Source organism: Polaromonas sp. P4_F4 (assembly GCF_056401355.1).
The window spans coordinates 142,960-157,734 of the sequence record NZ_JBFUJO010000002.1 but is presented as its reverse complement, the minus strand read 5'-3'; the positions used below and the strand labels follow the sequence as shown (position 1 = coordinate 157,734).

14 protein-coding genes are annotated in these 14,775 nt (G+C 62.8%); 8 read left to right on the top strand and 6 right to left on the bottom strand.

What is annotated here, in order from left to right:
* Nucleotides 1–2 precede the first annotated feature (2 nt).
* Genes AC1DUR_RS03330 through betC form a run of 4 tightly spaced genes read right to left on the bottom strand, consistent with a single transcriptional unit; the run spans nucleotide 3 to nucleotide 5,015 of the window.
* Complete coding sequence (locus tag AC1DUR_RS03330; RefSeq protein ID WP_477716552.1) at nucleotides 3–965, bottom strand: Bug family tripartite tricarboxylate transporter substrate binding protein; 963 nt, start codon at nucleotides 963–965, stop codon at nucleotides 3–5.
* Between the two features lie 60 nt (nucleotides 966–1,025).
* Entirely contained in the window at nucleotides 1,026–1,925 is a 900-nt protein-coding gene (mmsB, locus tag AC1DUR_RS03325; protein ID WP_477721203.1) for a 3-hydroxyisobutyrate dehydrogenase, read from the bottom strand.
* A gap of 31 nt (nucleotides 1,926–1,956) precedes the next feature.
* Nucleotides 1,957–3,456: an aldehyde dehydrogenase family protein gene (locus tag AC1DUR_RS03320; RefSeq protein WP_477716554.1), complete on the bottom strand. Its 1,500-nt coding sequence runs from the start codon at nucleotides 3,454–3,456 to the stop codon at nucleotides 1,957–1,959.
* Between the two features lie 29 nt (nucleotides 3,457–3,485).
* On the bottom strand, nucleotides 3,486–5,015 hold the full coding sequence (betC, locus tag AC1DUR_RS03315; protein ID WP_477721202.1) for a choline-sulfatase: 1,530 nt from the start codon (nucleotides 5,013–5,015) through the stop codon (nucleotides 3,486–3,488).
* A gap of 92 nt (nucleotides 5,016–5,107) precedes the next feature.
* Here betC and AC1DUR_RS03310 point away from each other — a divergent pair, with 92 nt between their 5' ends.
* Nucleotides 5,108–6,514 carry a CaiB/BaiF CoA transferase family protein gene (locus tag AC1DUR_RS03310; protein ID WP_477721201.1) on the top strand — a complete coding sequence of 469 codons (1,407 nt, stop codon included), beginning with the start codon at nucleotides 5,108–5,110 and terminating at the stop codon, nucleotides 6,512–6,514.
* The gene (locus AC1DUR_RS03305; RefSeq protein ID WP_477716557.1) at nucleotides 6,511–7,239 is read left to right on the top strand and encodes an enoyl-CoA hydratase/isomerase family protein; all 729 of its coding nucleotides are present in this window, start codon (nucleotides 6,511–6,513) and stop codon (nucleotides 7,237–7,239) included. The genes AC1DUR_RS03310 and AC1DUR_RS03305 overlap by 4 nt, the downstream gene beginning before the upstream one ends.
* 23 nt (nucleotides 7,240–7,262) lie before the next feature.
* Here AC1DUR_RS03305 and AC1DUR_RS03300 read toward each other — a convergent pair whose 3' ends face one another.
* On the bottom strand, nucleotides 7,263–8,150 hold the full coding sequence (locus tag AC1DUR_RS03300; RefSeq protein ID WP_477721200.1) for a LysR family transcriptional regulator: 888 nt from the start codon (nucleotides 8,148–8,150) through the stop codon (nucleotides 7,263–7,265).
* A gap of 105 nt (nucleotides 8,151–8,255) precedes the next feature.
* Between AC1DUR_RS03300 and AC1DUR_RS03295 the strand changes: the two genes are divergently transcribed.
* Genes AC1DUR_RS03295 through AC1DUR_RS03280 form a run of 4 tightly spaced genes read left to right on the top strand, consistent with a single transcriptional unit; the run spans nucleotide 8,256 to nucleotide 12,564 of the window.
* The gene (locus AC1DUR_RS03295) at nucleotides 8,256–9,695 is read left to right on the top strand and encodes an amidase (protein WP_477721199.1); all 1,440 of its coding nucleotides are present in this window, start codon (nucleotides 8,256–8,258) and stop codon (nucleotides 9,693–9,695) included.
* A gap of 8 nt (nucleotides 9,696–9,703) precedes the next feature.
* A complete protein-coding gene (locus tag AC1DUR_RS03290; protein ID WP_477721198.1) occupies nucleotides 9,704–10,708 on the top strand; it encodes a tripartite tricarboxylate transporter substrate-binding protein in 1,005 nt (334 codons plus the stop codon).
* Nucleotides 10,709–10,744: 36 nt separating this feature from the next.
* Nucleotides 10,745–11,773 carry a Bug family tripartite tricarboxylate transporter substrate binding protein gene (locus tag AC1DUR_RS03285; protein WP_477721197.1) on the top strand — a complete coding sequence of 343 codons (1,029 nt, stop codon included), beginning with the start codon at nucleotides 10,745–10,747 and terminating at the stop codon, nucleotides 11,771–11,773.
* Nucleotides 11,770–12,564 carry a class II aldolase/adducin family protein gene (locus AC1DUR_RS03280; protein ID WP_477721196.1) on the top strand — a complete coding sequence of 265 codons (795 nt, stop codon included), beginning with the start codon at nucleotides 11,770–11,772 and terminating at the stop codon, nucleotides 12,562–12,564. Before AC1DUR_RS03285 ends, AC1DUR_RS03280 begins: the two co-directional genes overlap by 4 nt.
* Before the next feature lie 219 nt (nucleotides 12,565–12,783).
* Here AC1DUR_RS03280 and AC1DUR_RS03275 read toward each other — a convergent pair whose 3' ends face one another.
* A complete protein-coding gene (locus AC1DUR_RS03275; RefSeq protein WP_477721195.1) occupies nucleotides 12,784–13,443 on the bottom strand; it encodes a TetR/AcrR family transcriptional regulator in 660 nt (219 codons plus the stop codon).
* A 168-nt stretch (nucleotides 13,444–13,611) separates the two neighbouring features.
* Here AC1DUR_RS03275 and AC1DUR_RS03270 point away from each other — a divergent pair, with 168 nt between their 5' ends.
* Nucleotides 13,612–14,085 (top strand): VOC family protein, encoded by a 474-nt coding sequence (locus AC1DUR_RS03270; protein ID WP_477721194.1) that lies wholly within the window; start codon nucleotides 13,612–13,614, stop codon nucleotides 14,083–14,085.
* Nucleotides 14,086–14,279: 194 nt separating this feature from the next.
* Complete coding sequence (locus tag AC1DUR_RS03265) at nucleotides 14,280–14,750, top strand: VOC family protein (protein WP_477716564.1); 471 nt, start codon at nucleotides 14,280–14,282, stop codon at nucleotides 14,748–14,750.
* The last annotated feature ends 25 nt before the right edge of the window (nucleotides 14,751–14,775 follow it).

Sequence of the window (14,775 nt, the reverse complement as noted above, 5' to 3'; positions counted from 1 at the left end):
CGTCACTCCAGTTTGGCGCCCGAACTCTTGATGACCGCCGCCCAGCGCGTCACCTCGGCTTTGAGGAAGGTCTTGAACTCCGGCGCCGTGCTGGTGATCGGCCTGCCGCCGAGCAGGATGATGCGCTTGGAGAAGTCGTCGGATTGCACGATCTTCGCCAGCTCCTCGCTGATCTTGTCCACCGTGCGTTGCGGCGTGCCCGCTGGCGCCAGCAGCCCAACCCACGGCACCATGTCGAAGCCTTCGACGCCGCTTTCGGCCACCGTCGGAATGGTGGGCATGGTGCTAACGCGGTCGCGCGAACTGATGGCAATGGCCCGTACCTTGCCCGACTGCAGAAAGGGCTGCGCGGCGGCGATCGCGTCGAACGAGACCTGCACCTGCCCGCCGGCCAGGTCGGTCAGCGACTTGGCCGCGCCCTGGTAGGGGACGTGCGTCATTTCTGTGCCGGTGCGGCGCATGAATTCCGTCATGGCCAGGTGCGACACCGAGCCGTTGCCGGGCGATGAATAGCTGACCTTGCCGGGATTGGCCTTGAGGTAGGCCAGCAATTCCTTGACCGAAGTGACAGGCAGGGCGCTGCTCACCATCAAAAGCAGAGGCGCGTCGTAGATCATGCCGATAGGTTCGAAGTCCTTCAGGGGGTCGTACTTGACGTTCTTGTACAGCGAAGGGTTGCCGGCCAGCGCGGCCGAAGCGGACAACGTGAGGATGCTGCCGTCCGCCGGCATCTTGGCCACGGCGGCCAGCGCGATGCTGCCCGCCTGCCCCGGCAGGTTCTCCACGATCAGGTTGCGCCCCGTCGCCGGCCCAAGCCTGCCGGCCAGGACGCGGGCGACCGTGTCCACCGACTGGCCCGCCGGGTACCCGACGATCAGCTTGCCCGTGTCGCCCTGCGCGAAGCAGGCTGTCGCCTGCGCGATGCCCAGCGTGGCACCGGCCAGGATTCTTGCGAATTTCTTCATGGTTTGTCTCCTGTTTTTAGACTGACCCGGCGCTCCCCCAAAGGTCGCGCCCACCCAAACTCAGGCCGCGGCGTGCGGCACCGGCTCACTCAACATTTGCATGATCGAGGAAAAGTCCAGCCGGCCCTTGCCCGCCTTGCAGTGAATCGCGTACAGCGCGGCCACCGCGCCGCCCAGAAGCGCCGGCGAGCCGCTGGCCAGCGCGGCTTGCTCCGCCAGGCGCAGGTCCTTGAGCATCAGCTCCGACGCGAAGCCGCCTTCGTAGCCCCGGTTGGACGGCGACGTAGGCACGAGGCCCGGCTCGGGCGAGTAGCTCGTCAGCGCCCAGCACTGGCCGGACGAGGTGGATGCGATGTCGAAGAACTTTTGCGGGTCCAGCCCCAAGCGCTTGGCGAGGTTGAGCGCTTCCGATACCGCCACCATGGAAATGCCCGTGATCATGTTGTTGCAGATCTTGGCGGCCTGGCCCGCGCCCCCGGCGCCGGCGTGGATGATGTTCTTTCCCATGAGCTGGAGAATGGGCAGGGCCTGCGCGAACGCGGCGTCCGAGCCCCCCGCCATGAAGGTCAGCGTGCCCGCCGCCGCGCCGCCCACGCCGCCCGAGACCGGCGCGTCCAGCGTCGTGACGCCGCGCGCCGACAGCGCCGCATGAAACACGCCGCAGGACGCCACGTCGATGGTGGAGCTGTCGATCACCACCGCGCCCGGCGCGTACTCAACCCCCGGCGCGTTGACCAGCGTGTCCAGCACATGCTTGCCGCTGGGCAGCATGGAAACGACGAACTGCGCGTCAGCCACCGCCGCAGTGACGCTGCCGTGGGGCTTCATGCCCAATTCGGCGGCGCGCCTGATGGCCTCCGGGTTTGGGTCGACGCAGCGGACTTCATGTCCCGCCTGGCACAGCCGGGTAGCCATGGGCAAGCCCATGTTGCCCAGGCCGATAAACGCGATGGTGGCCATTTTGTTGTCTCCTTTTCGGCGCGCACGCGCCTCATTGCATGTTGAAAATTACCGTCTTCTTGTGGGTGAAGTGATCGAGCATGGCTTCGAGGGAAGCTTCGCGTCCCAGGCCCGACTGCTTGACCCCGCCGTAGGACAGCCCGGGCTGCACGACGATGTTCTGGTTGATCTGCACGAAACCCGCCTCGAGCCGACGGCTGGCGTCCAGCGCGGTCTTCAGGTCGCGCGTCCAGATGGTCGCCGCCAGCCCGTAGTCGCTGTCGTTGGCCTGCGCTAGCGCTTCCTCATAGCTAGAAAACCTGATGACGCAGGTCACCGGCCCGAAAATTTCCTCGCGGGCGAGCTTGCTGCCGTTGTCCAGCCCCGTGAAGATCACGGGCCGCACGAACAGCCCCTTGCGCAAAGCCTCGTCCTGCGGCAGCGCGGAACATTCGACGGCGGTCGCGCCGGTCAACGCCCGGCCTGCTTCGATGTAGCCCAGGACCTTCTCGTGCTGGCCTTTGGAGATGATGGTGCCAATGTCGGTGGCCTCGTCCAGCGGGTCGCCCATCTTCATGGCGTCCACTTTGGCCTTGACCTTGGCGACGAATTCGTCGTGCACGCTGTCATGCACGAAGATCCGGCTGGCCGCTGTGCAGCTCTGACCCTGCCGCGTGAAGCGCATGCCGGCCACGGCGCCAGCAACGGCCCTGTCGATGTCCGCGTCGCCCATCACAATCATCGGGCTCTTGCCGCCCAGTTCCAGCGTGACGGGAATGAGCTTCTCGCCGGCGGCCTTGTAAACGATCCTGCCGGTCTCCACCGAACCGGTGAAGGTCACCTTGCCCACGTCCTTGTGCGCCACGAGCGGCGCGCCGCACTCGGGGCCGAAGCCCGACACGATGTTGAGCACGCCCGGGGGCAGCAGTTGGTTAAGGATCTGGCAGACGCGCAACACGGCCAGCGGCGCCTCTTCGGCGGATTTCACCACCACGCAGTTGCCCGCGACAATGGCCGGCGCGATCTTCAGCGCCATCAACATCATCGGCGCGTTCCAGGGAATGATGACGCCCACCACGCCGATCGGCTCGCGCGTCGTGACCGTCAGCATCTCGGGGCTGAAAGGCACCGACTCGCCCTTGAGCTCGGACCCCAACCCTCCATAGAACTGCAGCGCATCGGCGACGATGGAGGCCTCGACGCGGCTTTCAGTGCGCAAGGCCTTGCCGGTCTCCAGCGCGACCAGCCGGCCGAGCTCTTCCACGTGGGCGCCCAGCAGCCGCGAGCATTCGGCCACCAGCGTGCCACGCTTCCTGGCGGCCATGCCAGCCCAGCCGCGTTGCGCCCGTTTGGCCGCCGCAACGGCGGCATCGATGTCCGACGCGTCGCTGGACGGCACCGCAGCCACTTCGAGCCCCGTGGCCGGGTTGACGACGGGGAAGGTCTTGCCTGAACGTGCAGAGACCAGTTCGCCGTCGATGAGGTTGAAGCCGCTCAGCGCGCGCGCGAGCCGCTTGGGGTCGGTGTCGGGGACGAGTGGGTCGGATGCCATGAAGGGTTCCTTGGGTTTGTTCATGGTGATCAGCCTTTCACCTCGGCGATGGCCGGCCAGCGCTTTTTCACCTTGATGATGCGGGCGCTGCCGCGACGCACGAAGCGCTTGGTGTCGTCGACGCTGGCCTGGTAATCCCACACAGGTTGCAGGGCATCCGGCAGGTCCTTGATGAACTGGCGCCGCGCCTGGCTGGCCAGGACCTGCGCCTTGAGTGCGTCCGGGTTCCATCCGGCCATTACTTCGTCCTTCAGGCTTTTCAGCACATCCGGTGCGGCCTGCGCGATGTTGACGAGTTCGTTGGCGTCCGCCTCCATGTCGTAGAGCTGGTCGGGGTAGCCATGCGTGTAGACATACTTGTAGCGGCCGCGCCGCAGCATGCAGCACGGCCCGGTGACGCCTTCCGCCGTGTACTCGACGAAGGCGGTGCGCTCCTTGCCGCCGTTGTCCTTGCCACCGTCCAATAGCGGACGCAGCGACACGCCGTCCACAGGCTCGACCCATTGGGGCTCGGCGCCGCCGGTGGCAAAGTCCATCAAGGTGGGCAGGAGGTCGACGTGCGACGCCGGTGCCGCGATGCGGCTGCCCTCTGTCATGCCGGGCCGCGAAATGATCAACGGCACCTTGGCCGACCAGTCGAAAAACACCCGCTTGAACCACATGCCGCGCTCGCCCAGCATGTCGCCATGGTCCGACGTGAAAACGACGATGGTGTTCTCGTCGAAGCCCGTGCGTTTGAGGGTTTCAAGCAGCTTGCCGACCTTGTCGTCGATGTAGCTCACCATGGCGTAGTAGGCATGCCGCGCGCGCAGGATCTGCTCGTCGCTGGCCGTCTGCTTGTCCAGGCCGTGCGAATACTGGATCCACTTGCTGAGCATGTCGCGCTCGGCCATGGGAATGTCGCGCACCAGTGGCAGGTTGATCTCTTCGCGCTTGTACCGGGCCATGTACTCTGGAAGTATGTGGAACGGCGGGTGCGGGTGGGTGTACGACACGCACATGAAAAACGGCTGCTCGTCATCGCGCGCCAGGTCATACAAGCGCTGGATGGACTTGGCCTCGACCTCCTCATCGTAGTCCAGCTGCAGGCTGCGGAAGCACTCGCCGCTCTCGTCCACCGTGCTGAGGTTGTGGCCGGGCGAATAGAAGCTGAATTCGCCTTCCTTCCAGTCGGCCGACCAGCCGAAGTCGGCCGGATAAATGTCCGTGGTCAGCCGTTCCTGGAAGCCGTGCTTCTGGTCGGGACCCACGAAGTGCATTTTGCCGCTGAGGATGGTCTTGTAGCCCTGGCTGCCGAGGTAGTAACCGAGCGTGGGCGTGGCCGCCTGGAACTCGCAGGCGTTGTCAAACGCGCCGATGCGCGTAGCGAACTGCCCGGCCAGCAGCGAGAAGCGGGCCGGCGCGCACAGCGGGAAGTTGCAGTACGCATTGTCAAAAACCGCCGAACGCGCGGCCAGCGCCTGCAGGTGCGGCGCCTTTAGCGCAGTGTTCCCGTGGAAGGGAAGGACGGGGGCCGACAGCTGGTCGGCCATGATCATCAAGATGTTGGGTTTCTTCATAATAAGTCTCCTTTTTGAATAATGGTTGCATTACCATTGCATGCAATATAGACTTACTGTCGTTGAAACACAAGACTTTTCTGGAGACATCCATGCAAACACCTAAGGCCGACCGCCGCGCCGGGCCGCCCCAAGCCAGGCCAGCCCAGCCTCCCGGGGGGGCAGAGAGCGACACGCAGTGCACGAACGTGGGGGCTCAGGCCGACCGCCGCGCCGGGCCGCCCCAAGCAAGGCCAGCCCCCTCGGGGGGCAGAGAGCGACACGCAGTGCGCGAACGTGGGGGCTCAGTTCTTCCCCTGGCCGGCATCCGCGTCCTGGACCTCACGCGTGCGCTGGCTGGCCCCTTCTGCACCATGATCCTGGCCGACCTCGGCGCCGACGTCATCAAGGTCGAGCCGATGGGCGACGGCGACATGATCCGCAACTGGGGCCCGTTCGACCGCGGCACGAGCGCCTATTACCTGAGCGGCAACCGCAACAAGCGCGGCATGGCCGTCAACTTCCGCGAACCGCGCGCGCTGGACATGCTGCGCCGACTGGCTGGTGAATGCGACGTGATCGCCGAGAACTTCCGCCCCGGCGCCATGGAGGCCATGGGCCTCTCCTTTGAGAGCCTGGTGGCAGCGAACCCGCGGCTGATCTACGCGGGCATCACCGGCTTTGGTCGCACCGGCCCGGCCGGTCAGCGGCCGGGCTTTGACCAGATTGCCCAGGGGCACTCGGGCCTGATGAGCGTGACAGGCTCCGCCGAATCCGGGCCCATGCGCGTCGGTGTCGCTATTGGCGACCAGGCTGCGGGCATGTGGTGCGCCATGGGTGTGCTCGCAGCCTTGAATGAACGCCATCGGACCGGCCGCGGCCAGCGGGTTGAAACGTCACTCCTCGCGAGCCTTGTTGGCCTGCTCAGCGTGCAAGGCCAGCGCTACCTGAGCCTGGGCGAAGTGCCGCCCCTGGCCGGCAACACGCATCCGGTCATTTCTCCCTACGGGGTCTTCCAGACGGCCGATGGCCCCTTCAACATCGCACCGGCGACAACCGAGATGTGGCGCAAGCTCTGTTTGATCCTCGGCCTCGCGCCGCTGATCGACGACCCGCGATTCCCCGACAACGCCGCCCGCGTGGAGCGCCGCAACGAACTCAAAGCGATCCTTGAGGAACGCCTGATGACGCGTACCCGCGCCGAATGGACGCAAGACTTCCTTGCAGAAGGCATTCCCGCCGGCCCGATCAACAATCTCGCTGACGTGTTCGCGGACGAACAGGTGATCCACAGCGGTCTGGTGGAGGAAGTGATGCACCCGGAGCTTGGACCGCTCAAGCAAGTTGGCAGTCCGATCCGGCTGGACGCGATGGCCGGCGCCTCGATCCGCATGGCACCTCCGCTTCTGGGCCAGCACACCTTCGAGATCCTGCGCGAGTTCGGCTATGAGCAATCCACGCTTGACACGCTGGCCGACGGTGGCGTCATCAGCCAGCACCGCCAGGCTGTGACCTCATGAGCCACTCCAGCCAGCCGACGCTGCACATCGACGGCCGCGTCGCCACCATCACCCTGCGCAGGCCGGCCGAGCACAACCGCATCGACCCGGACGACCCGAAGGTCATCCTCCGGCTCCTCGAGGAAGTGGAAACCGAATCCAGCGTGGCCGCACTGGTCGTCACGGGCGAAGGCAACCGAACGTTCTGTTCCGGCTACACCCTCGCGCAGATCGGTTCACGCCTGGACCGCAGCTTTGAAGACATGCTGGACCGCATCGAGGCGGTGAAAGTGCCGACGCTGTGCGTGATGAACGGCAGCGCCTACGGTGGCGGCACCGATCTGGCCATGAGCTGCGACTTCCGCATCGGTGTGCAAGGCATCCGGATGTTCATGCCGGCCGCCAGGTTCGGCCTCCATTACTACCCGGGCGGGCTGCGCCGATTCGTCACGCGGCTCGGTCCGGCTGCCACCAAGAAGATATTCCTGACCGGGCAAACCCTCCAGGCGGATGAGATGCTGCGCATCGGCTTCCTGACCGAGCTGGTAGACCCGGCGGAGCTTGCCCGCACGGTGCAGTCGTATGTGGAGGCCATTACTCAAGGCGAACCCGAGGCCGTGGCGAGCATGAAGCTGCACATCGACCAACTGGCGCAGGGGACCTGGTCGGAAGAAATCGGACGCCACGCCTACGAACGTTCGCTGCGGTCGAAAGCCACAGCGTTGCGCCTGGCGACGCTTAAATAGGCCGCCGAGGTACTGCGAGTTCGCTAAGCCATTGCCGCCTGAACGGCGGAGATGAACGGCTTGACGAGCGGATTGTCCAAGTCTTGACGCCAGCACACGGCCATCTCCATTCCACCACCGTCATCTTCCAGAGGACGAAATGAAACGCCAGGGGGACTGCCGAGCGCGGCGCATGCCGGGACGATGGAAAACCCCTCTCCAGCCAGTACGAGGGCAAGGGCAGAGTGAACTGTCTCCACCCTCTGCATCACATGCGCCGTAATGTGGTGACGTCTGAGAAGCGATCCGATAGGAGAGGTATCCGCTCCGTTTTCCACCCTCGTGCTAGGCAATCCAACAAGCTTCATTCCTTGCAATTTGGCCATGGGGACTACTTTGTGACGGGCCAGCGGTGACCGCGCAGGCATAGCCAAAAGCAAGGGCTGTTTTCCGATCGTGACAGTAGCGATCCCGCTGCGTTGCAGTGGCGGCATACAGAGACCTACCGTCACTTTGAACTCGCTGATAAGCATCTCGTACGTGCTGGCACTCATCTCGACGAATTGGATGTCGACCCCGGACAAAGTGCGTCTCAGCTCCGGGACCAACTTGGGGAGCACTGCATAGCCTAGCGCGAACATATAGCCCACGGTCAAGCGACCGCGGCGTCCCGCGGCCACCGCACGCGCTGCTTCAAAGCCGTCGTGCGCGAGCGCAAGCGCTTCCTTCGCGCGCGAATACAAAGCACCACCCGCATCGGTAAGCTCCATCCCCCTAGGCCCTCGACGAAAAAGCGCGGTTCCAAGCTGCGCCTCGAGGTTGTGGATGTGTACCGACAGAGGTGGCTGCGCCATGTGAAGCTGCATCGCCGCCTTCCCCACGCTGCGGGCATCCGCAACGGCAACGAAATAGCGGAGGTGTTTCAAGTCCATCAACCCATATTAAACGCGTATGGGATTGTCGTAAATCGGTATTAGACGAATGCATTGCGAAATGCGAAGCTCACACCGTCAAGAACCATGGAGATAGAGCTAAAGATGAGTGACGACCTTTGCCAAATGCCTGCAACCGTTCTGCGCCAAAAAATCGCGCGGCGGGAGGTCTCGCCTGTCGAAGTTACGCAAGCAATCCTTGATCGCGCCGTACGACTTCAACCGGTGCTTAACTGCTTCATCACCATCTGCGCTGACGAGGCGATGCAGGAAGCGCGCGCCGCTGAGCAAGCGCTCATGCGTAACGAACCGCTCGGCCTCCTCCATGGAATACCCTACACGTGCAAGGATTTGGTCAACACACGCGGGGTGCGCACGACATTCGGCTCGCTGATCTTCCAGGACAATGTTCCTACGGAAGACGCGGAAGCAGTGGCGCGCCTGCGTCGGCAAGGCGCCATCCTTATCGGCAAGACAACGACCTCCGAGTTCGGTGCCAAATGCCTGACTGACGCCCCCCTCTTCGGTCGCACCCGCAACGGCTGGCGCGCCGATCGCACCAGTGGAGGTTCCAGCGGCGGCGCGGCCGTGGCCGTGGCGGCGGGGATTGCACCGATCGGCATCGCCACCGACGGAGGCGGGTCAACCCGGATTCCTGCGGCGTGCAATGGTGTTGTAGGCCTCAAGCAAAGCATTGGCGTCGTTCCTCACTCGCAGACCGAAGATGCCTTCGGGAACCTCACGTATGTCACACCGATGACACGCACGGTGGCAGACACCGCGTTGATGCTCCAGGCCATGGCCGGCCCGGCGCCCGTCGACCCTTGGTCTATTGGCGTGCCGGTACCGGACTATTGCAAGGCGGCTACGGCAGGCGGCGACCTGCATGGTAAACGCATCATGTTCTGCATGGCACCCCAAGGCCGGCCCGTTTCAAGCGAGGTCGCGCGTGCGTTTGAGGATGCGCTCGCCCATCTGAAATCAATGGGGGCGCAATTGTGCGAGATGCCCGTCACCACTGACTTTGACATTGAGCCCCTCTGGCGCACGATCAACCACACGGTGTGGCTGGCGCGGTTTAGCGAGTGGGCACGCGAGCGTCCGAACGACCTCAGTCCTTCTCTCCTTCAACAACTTGAGTTGGCCAGGCACGTCACTGGGGTCGAGTATCAGCGAGCCATGTTCGACCGAACCCGCCTGTTCAGGCATGTCCAAGCGCTGTTGCACGAGAATGATTTCCTCGCCATGCCCACGTTGTCGCGTACGGCCGTAGCGATCAACCAGGATCTCTTCGGCGCGCTGGACATTGACGGTCAGAGCTACCCGGAGCTCCGCCCGAACTGGTTTCCCTGGACGATGCCGTTCAACCTCACCGGACATCCTGCCATCACACTTCCCTGCGGCTTCGACCCGGACGGACTTCCCATCGGCGTGCAACTGGTTGGGCGGTTCAGGGGCGATGCGGATCTGCTTCACGCCGCATCGCTGCTCGAGACATCCCAGGGACTGTTGTTGCGCCGACCAAATGGACTTGACTTGACCTAGGGTAGATCATGAACAAACTGAACCATAGATTTTCCAAGTGGGCATTTGCCTTCACGATTTTCAGCGGCGCTCTGGCTTGCGTTCACGCTCAGCCAAACCCGCCGGGCGGCGCTTCAACCGAGCCCTTGAAGCTAGTGGTCGGATTCGCGCCGGGAGGCGCTCTCGACGCTTTGGCAAGGGCTTTGGCCGAGCAGCTGCGGAAGTCCACCGGACAAACTGTTTTGGTCGACAACCGGCCAGGCGCGTCGACCCGCTTGGCCATCGAGTACGTGAAGCGAGCGCCGCCCGATGGCAATACGGTGCTCCTTGCATCCTCGGCGCCGTTCGTCATCTTTCCGATGACATACAAAAACGTGAACTACGACGTGGAACGCGACTTCGTTCCGGTGGCGCATCTGGTGGAATTCTCCAGCGTCATTTCCACGAGTGCCGCGAAGCCCTACAAAACACTGCCCCAATATGTCGCATGGGTCCGGAGCCACCCCGCAGATGGGATGGTAGGACTCACATCTCTTGGGGGTGGCCTGCACTTCTCCATCTTGGCGATGTCCAAGGAAATTGGCGTTCCCTTAAGTCCTGTTGCGTATAGGGGTGGTGCGCCCCTCGCAACGGACATCATCGGCGGACAAGTCCCCGTCGGAACAGATGCGCTGGCCAGTCAACTGGAACTTCATCGAGGTGGCAGGGTGCGCATCCTCGCGGTCTCTGGAACACGGCGTAACAAGCTATTGCCTGATGTCCCCACCGCGAAGGAAGCTGGCATCAACGGTTTCGATCACGCTACTTTTTCCTACAGCGCTTATGTTCCCGCCGGCACGCCCCCCGCTGTAACGATGCGACTTGAGCGCGCGCTAATCGCGGCCGTGAAAGAGCGACAGGTCTATGCACAGCTCCTGAACATTGGGCTCGAGCCCACGGGGCTGGACGGCGCGACCGTCAGGACACAGCTACGCGCGGAGCGTGCCTTCTGGCGGCCCATCGTCGAAGCCTCCGGCTTCAAGAGCGAAGAGTGAAGCGCGAGCTTTTGCGATCTAACAGAGGAGCAACCCATGTCCAAACTGATTCCTATTCACTGCCGTCTTTCGTCGGTACGCCTGTACGCCGTCCTACTGCCTTTTGTGGCGACGCTTTGCCTCCCGGTAGGATCTGCGCAAGCTGCATACCCTGAACGCCCCGTAACGATCGTAGTTGCGTTCCCATCCGGCGGAATTGTTGACCTCATAGCGCGCCGTTTGGCGCAGCGATTCTCGGAGCGATTCAAGCAAAGTTTCGTTGTAGAGAACAAGACTGGTGCGGCCGGCAGCATCGGATACGCAGCAGCTGCTCGCGCACCCGCAGACGGATACACGCTGGTGGTTGCCAGCGGTCCTACGACAATGCTGCCGAACACAGACGGAAGTCAGTCATGGAACCCGGCCACCGCCTTTAGTGCCATCGGGATGATTGGCACGATCCCGCAGGCGATCGTCGCCAGCAATGCCACGCCCGCGCGCACCTTGCCGGAATTCATTGAGCATGCTCGCACACGACCAAACCAAATCAACTACGGTTCGCCCGGTATCGGCACAACCCCCTTCTTCACGATGGAGTTGCTGAAGGCCCAGCAGAAGGTCAAATTGACGCACATCGCATATCGCGGCCAGCCGGAGGTGATGACGGACTTGATCAGGGGAGAGCTCGGCATTACCTCGGTCACTGTTCCACTTGTGCTTGCGCATGTGCAGGGTGGCAAGATGCAGGCGCTTGCGGTCACTTCCCAGCGTCGATTGCAAGCACTGCCGAACGTGCCGACGGTAAGTGAACTGGGCATGCCCGGCTTGGCAATCTCCAACTGGTTCGCATTGCTCGCACCTGCGAACGTTCCGAATGACATCGTTATCACCTTGGCGAAAGAACTCAACGATGTCCTCAATTCACCTGAAATTCAGACAGGTTTGAGCGAAATCGGACTGCTCATTGAAAAAGGCGCATCTCCAGCGGAAACGCTGGCGTTCGTACGGGCTGATCTGGCTCGCTGGACCGCCATGTCAAAAACATTGAATAACGAGTCCCCCACTAATGCAGGAGTATCGAAATGATTGGCAAGCCTGCAGTTATCGCATCAAGGCAGCAACCCGAAGGGATGAGCGTTGAGGAATGGAACCTTCGCTGTGACCTAGCTGCTTGCTTCCAGCTAACGGACCTGTTCGGCATGTCCGACCTGATCTCGACACACATCTCCGTTTTGCTTCCAGGACCGCAACATCACTTCTTGCTCAATCCGCTGGGTGTCCTATTCGACGAAATGACGGCATCGAAGCTGCTCAAAGTCGACCTCCACGGTAAGGTGGTCGAAGGCGACCCGAACCTGATGAACCCAGCCGGTTTCATCATTCACAGCGCCGTGCACATGGCGGCGTCGGATCTGGTCTGCGTCATGCATTGCCATACGCGAGCGAACAATGCCATTGCCATGCAGGCCGCAGGCCTGCGGCCACTAACCCAAAAAGCAGCAGTGATGCTCGACTTCCTGGGCTATCACGACTATGAGGGAGCAGCGCTTGACGAAGACGAGCGAACTCGGCTCGTACGCGACCTTGGCAAGGGCCGAGTGCTAATTCTGCGCAACCACGGTGCAATGACGGTTGGCCGAAGCGTGGGCGAAGCCTTTTGCTGGATGCACAGGCTGGAAACTGCGTGCAAGTATCAGATCGATGGGATGGCGGGGGGCGCCCCACTTCACGAGCTTTCACAAGAGACCATCAACCACACACGTGCGCAAGGGAAGAAGATGCTTGGGCAAGGCGGTTTTCTTGAGGTCGGCCGGCTGGAGTGGCCGGCACTGCTGCGTAAGCTTGAGCGCGAGCGAGGCTCATCGTACAGAAGCTGACGAGTTACGGTGCTTCGCAAGCGGTAAGCGTCAAGTCTGGTCGATGGGCGATCAACCGGGGCAGGCGTCGCCGCCCGATTCCTGGGCGGCGCAGGCCCAGGCTGGCGTCGCGATCTGGACGCTCCGCATGGCACGCGGCGCACGCTGTATTTCTTCAAGGGCCGGTCGGTCTCCCAATACGCTTCAAACTTCCGGCTGAAATCGCCTCACAGCGCAGCTTTACAAGCCCTTCTCGACCATATCCAGCAGACGCTGCCCAACCTGCTCCATCTGCGGCCCGACCACGCTGCGCAGCGGGCCATCAATGACCAGCATGGCCAGGCCGTGCACCGCCGACCATGCCAGAAACTCGGCGCCGGGACGGCGTTCCGGGGGCAGCACGCCGGCGTCCACCAGTTTGTCGAGCGCGGCGCCCAGCAGTTCGAACGGGTCCAGGCCGCTCTGCCCGGACCGCTCGGCATCGGCCGGGCCGCCCTGGACCCTTTCCTTCATGTCGTCGGACGCGGCAAAGGCCGTGCGAAAGAGGCCCGTTTCGGCCTGCGCAAACCGCAGGTAGCCCGTGCCCACCGCGCGCACATTGGCGCGGGCGAATTCGACCGGCGGCAAATCCTGCGGCAGCGCGGCCAGCTCGGCTTCCATCGCACGGGCCACGGCCGCCAGCGCAGCGGAGCGCACGGCCCGGAGCAAAGCCTGCCGGCTGTCGAAATGCCGGTAGGCGGCATTGGGCGCCACGCCGGCGCGCCGCGTGGCTTCGCGCAGCACGACCGCGTCAGGTCCGCCACCGCGCGCCAGCTCGATTCCCGCCTCCAGCAAGGCACGCCGCAGGTCGCCGTGGCGGTAGGTGCTGCGCGAGGCGGGGGGCTTGGACGGGGACGTCATGACTTGTTACTTTTCGATGTGGACACTGTCCATTATCTTTGCTACTCTTCCTGTTCTTTTTGTGGACGGTGTACACAATTCGCGCAGATTCAGCAAGCTCATCCACCCGGCTTACCGTTCAACACCTGGCAAGGCAACAGACACAGTTCAGTTCCAAAGGAGTAGACCGTGCAGAAAATCACCCCCTTCCTGTGGTTCGACAACCAGGCCGAGGAGGCCATGAATTTTTATGTCTCCCTCTTCAAGAATTCGAAGATCCTGATGCTCAGGCGCTACGGCAAGGAAGGGCCGGGGCCCGAGGGAACTGTCATGACCGGCACCTTCCAGCTGGAAGGCCAGGAGTTCATGGCGCTCAACGGCGGCCCGCACTTCAGCTTTACGCCGGCCATCTCGCTGTTTGTGAGCTGCAAAACGCAGGAGGAAGTGGACGAGCTCTGGGACAAGCTCTCGGCAGGCGGCGCGCCCAACCAGTGCGGCTGGGTGCAAGACAAGTTCGGCTTGTCGTGGCAGATCATTCCCACCGTTTTGGGCGAGTTGCTGGGCGACAAGAACCCCGCGAAGTCCAGCGCCGTCATGAAGGCCATGCTGCAGATGCACAAGATTGACATCCAGCGCCTGAAGCAGGCCCACGAGGCAGCTTGAGGCCGTGGCAAACCGCTGCTGCGCGGCCGACAGGAGATCGCGGCGCCGTCCGACGCGCCAGGTGTGTGCCTGAAAGGAATGCTTATGGATGTGATTGAAGCGCACATACATTTAAGCGCCTTGAAGCACCGAGTCAACAACGGAAGAAACACATGCGAGCACATACCAGCCATTTTTGAATCAAGGAGTCATACATGACCGTCAAGCCAATGCCAGAGGGCTATCACACCGTAACGCCGTACCTGATGATCAAGGGCGCCGCCGAGGCCATCGGGTTTTACAAACGGGCGCTTGGTGCCACTGAGCTGTTCCGTTTGGCGCAACCCAACGGTCAAATTGGACACGCCGAAATCAAGGTCGGCGACTCCATCATCATGTTGGCCGACCCTTGTGAGGAAGGTGCATTCCGCCACCCCCGGTCGCTGGGCGGCTCGTCGGTTGGCCTGCATGTCTACGTGGACGATGTGGACGCTCAATTTGCCCAGGCCGTCAGTGCCGGAGCCAAGGCCGTCAAGCCCGTGCAAGACCAGTTTTACGGTGATCGCACGGGGACGCTGGAAGATCCATTCGGGCACATCTGGTTTCTTGCCACCCACAAGGAGGATCTCACGCCAGAGGAAATCAACCGGCGCGCCGAGGCGCTCTTCAAACAGGACCACGCCTGACAAGGCGGTCAGGCGGGATGCACAA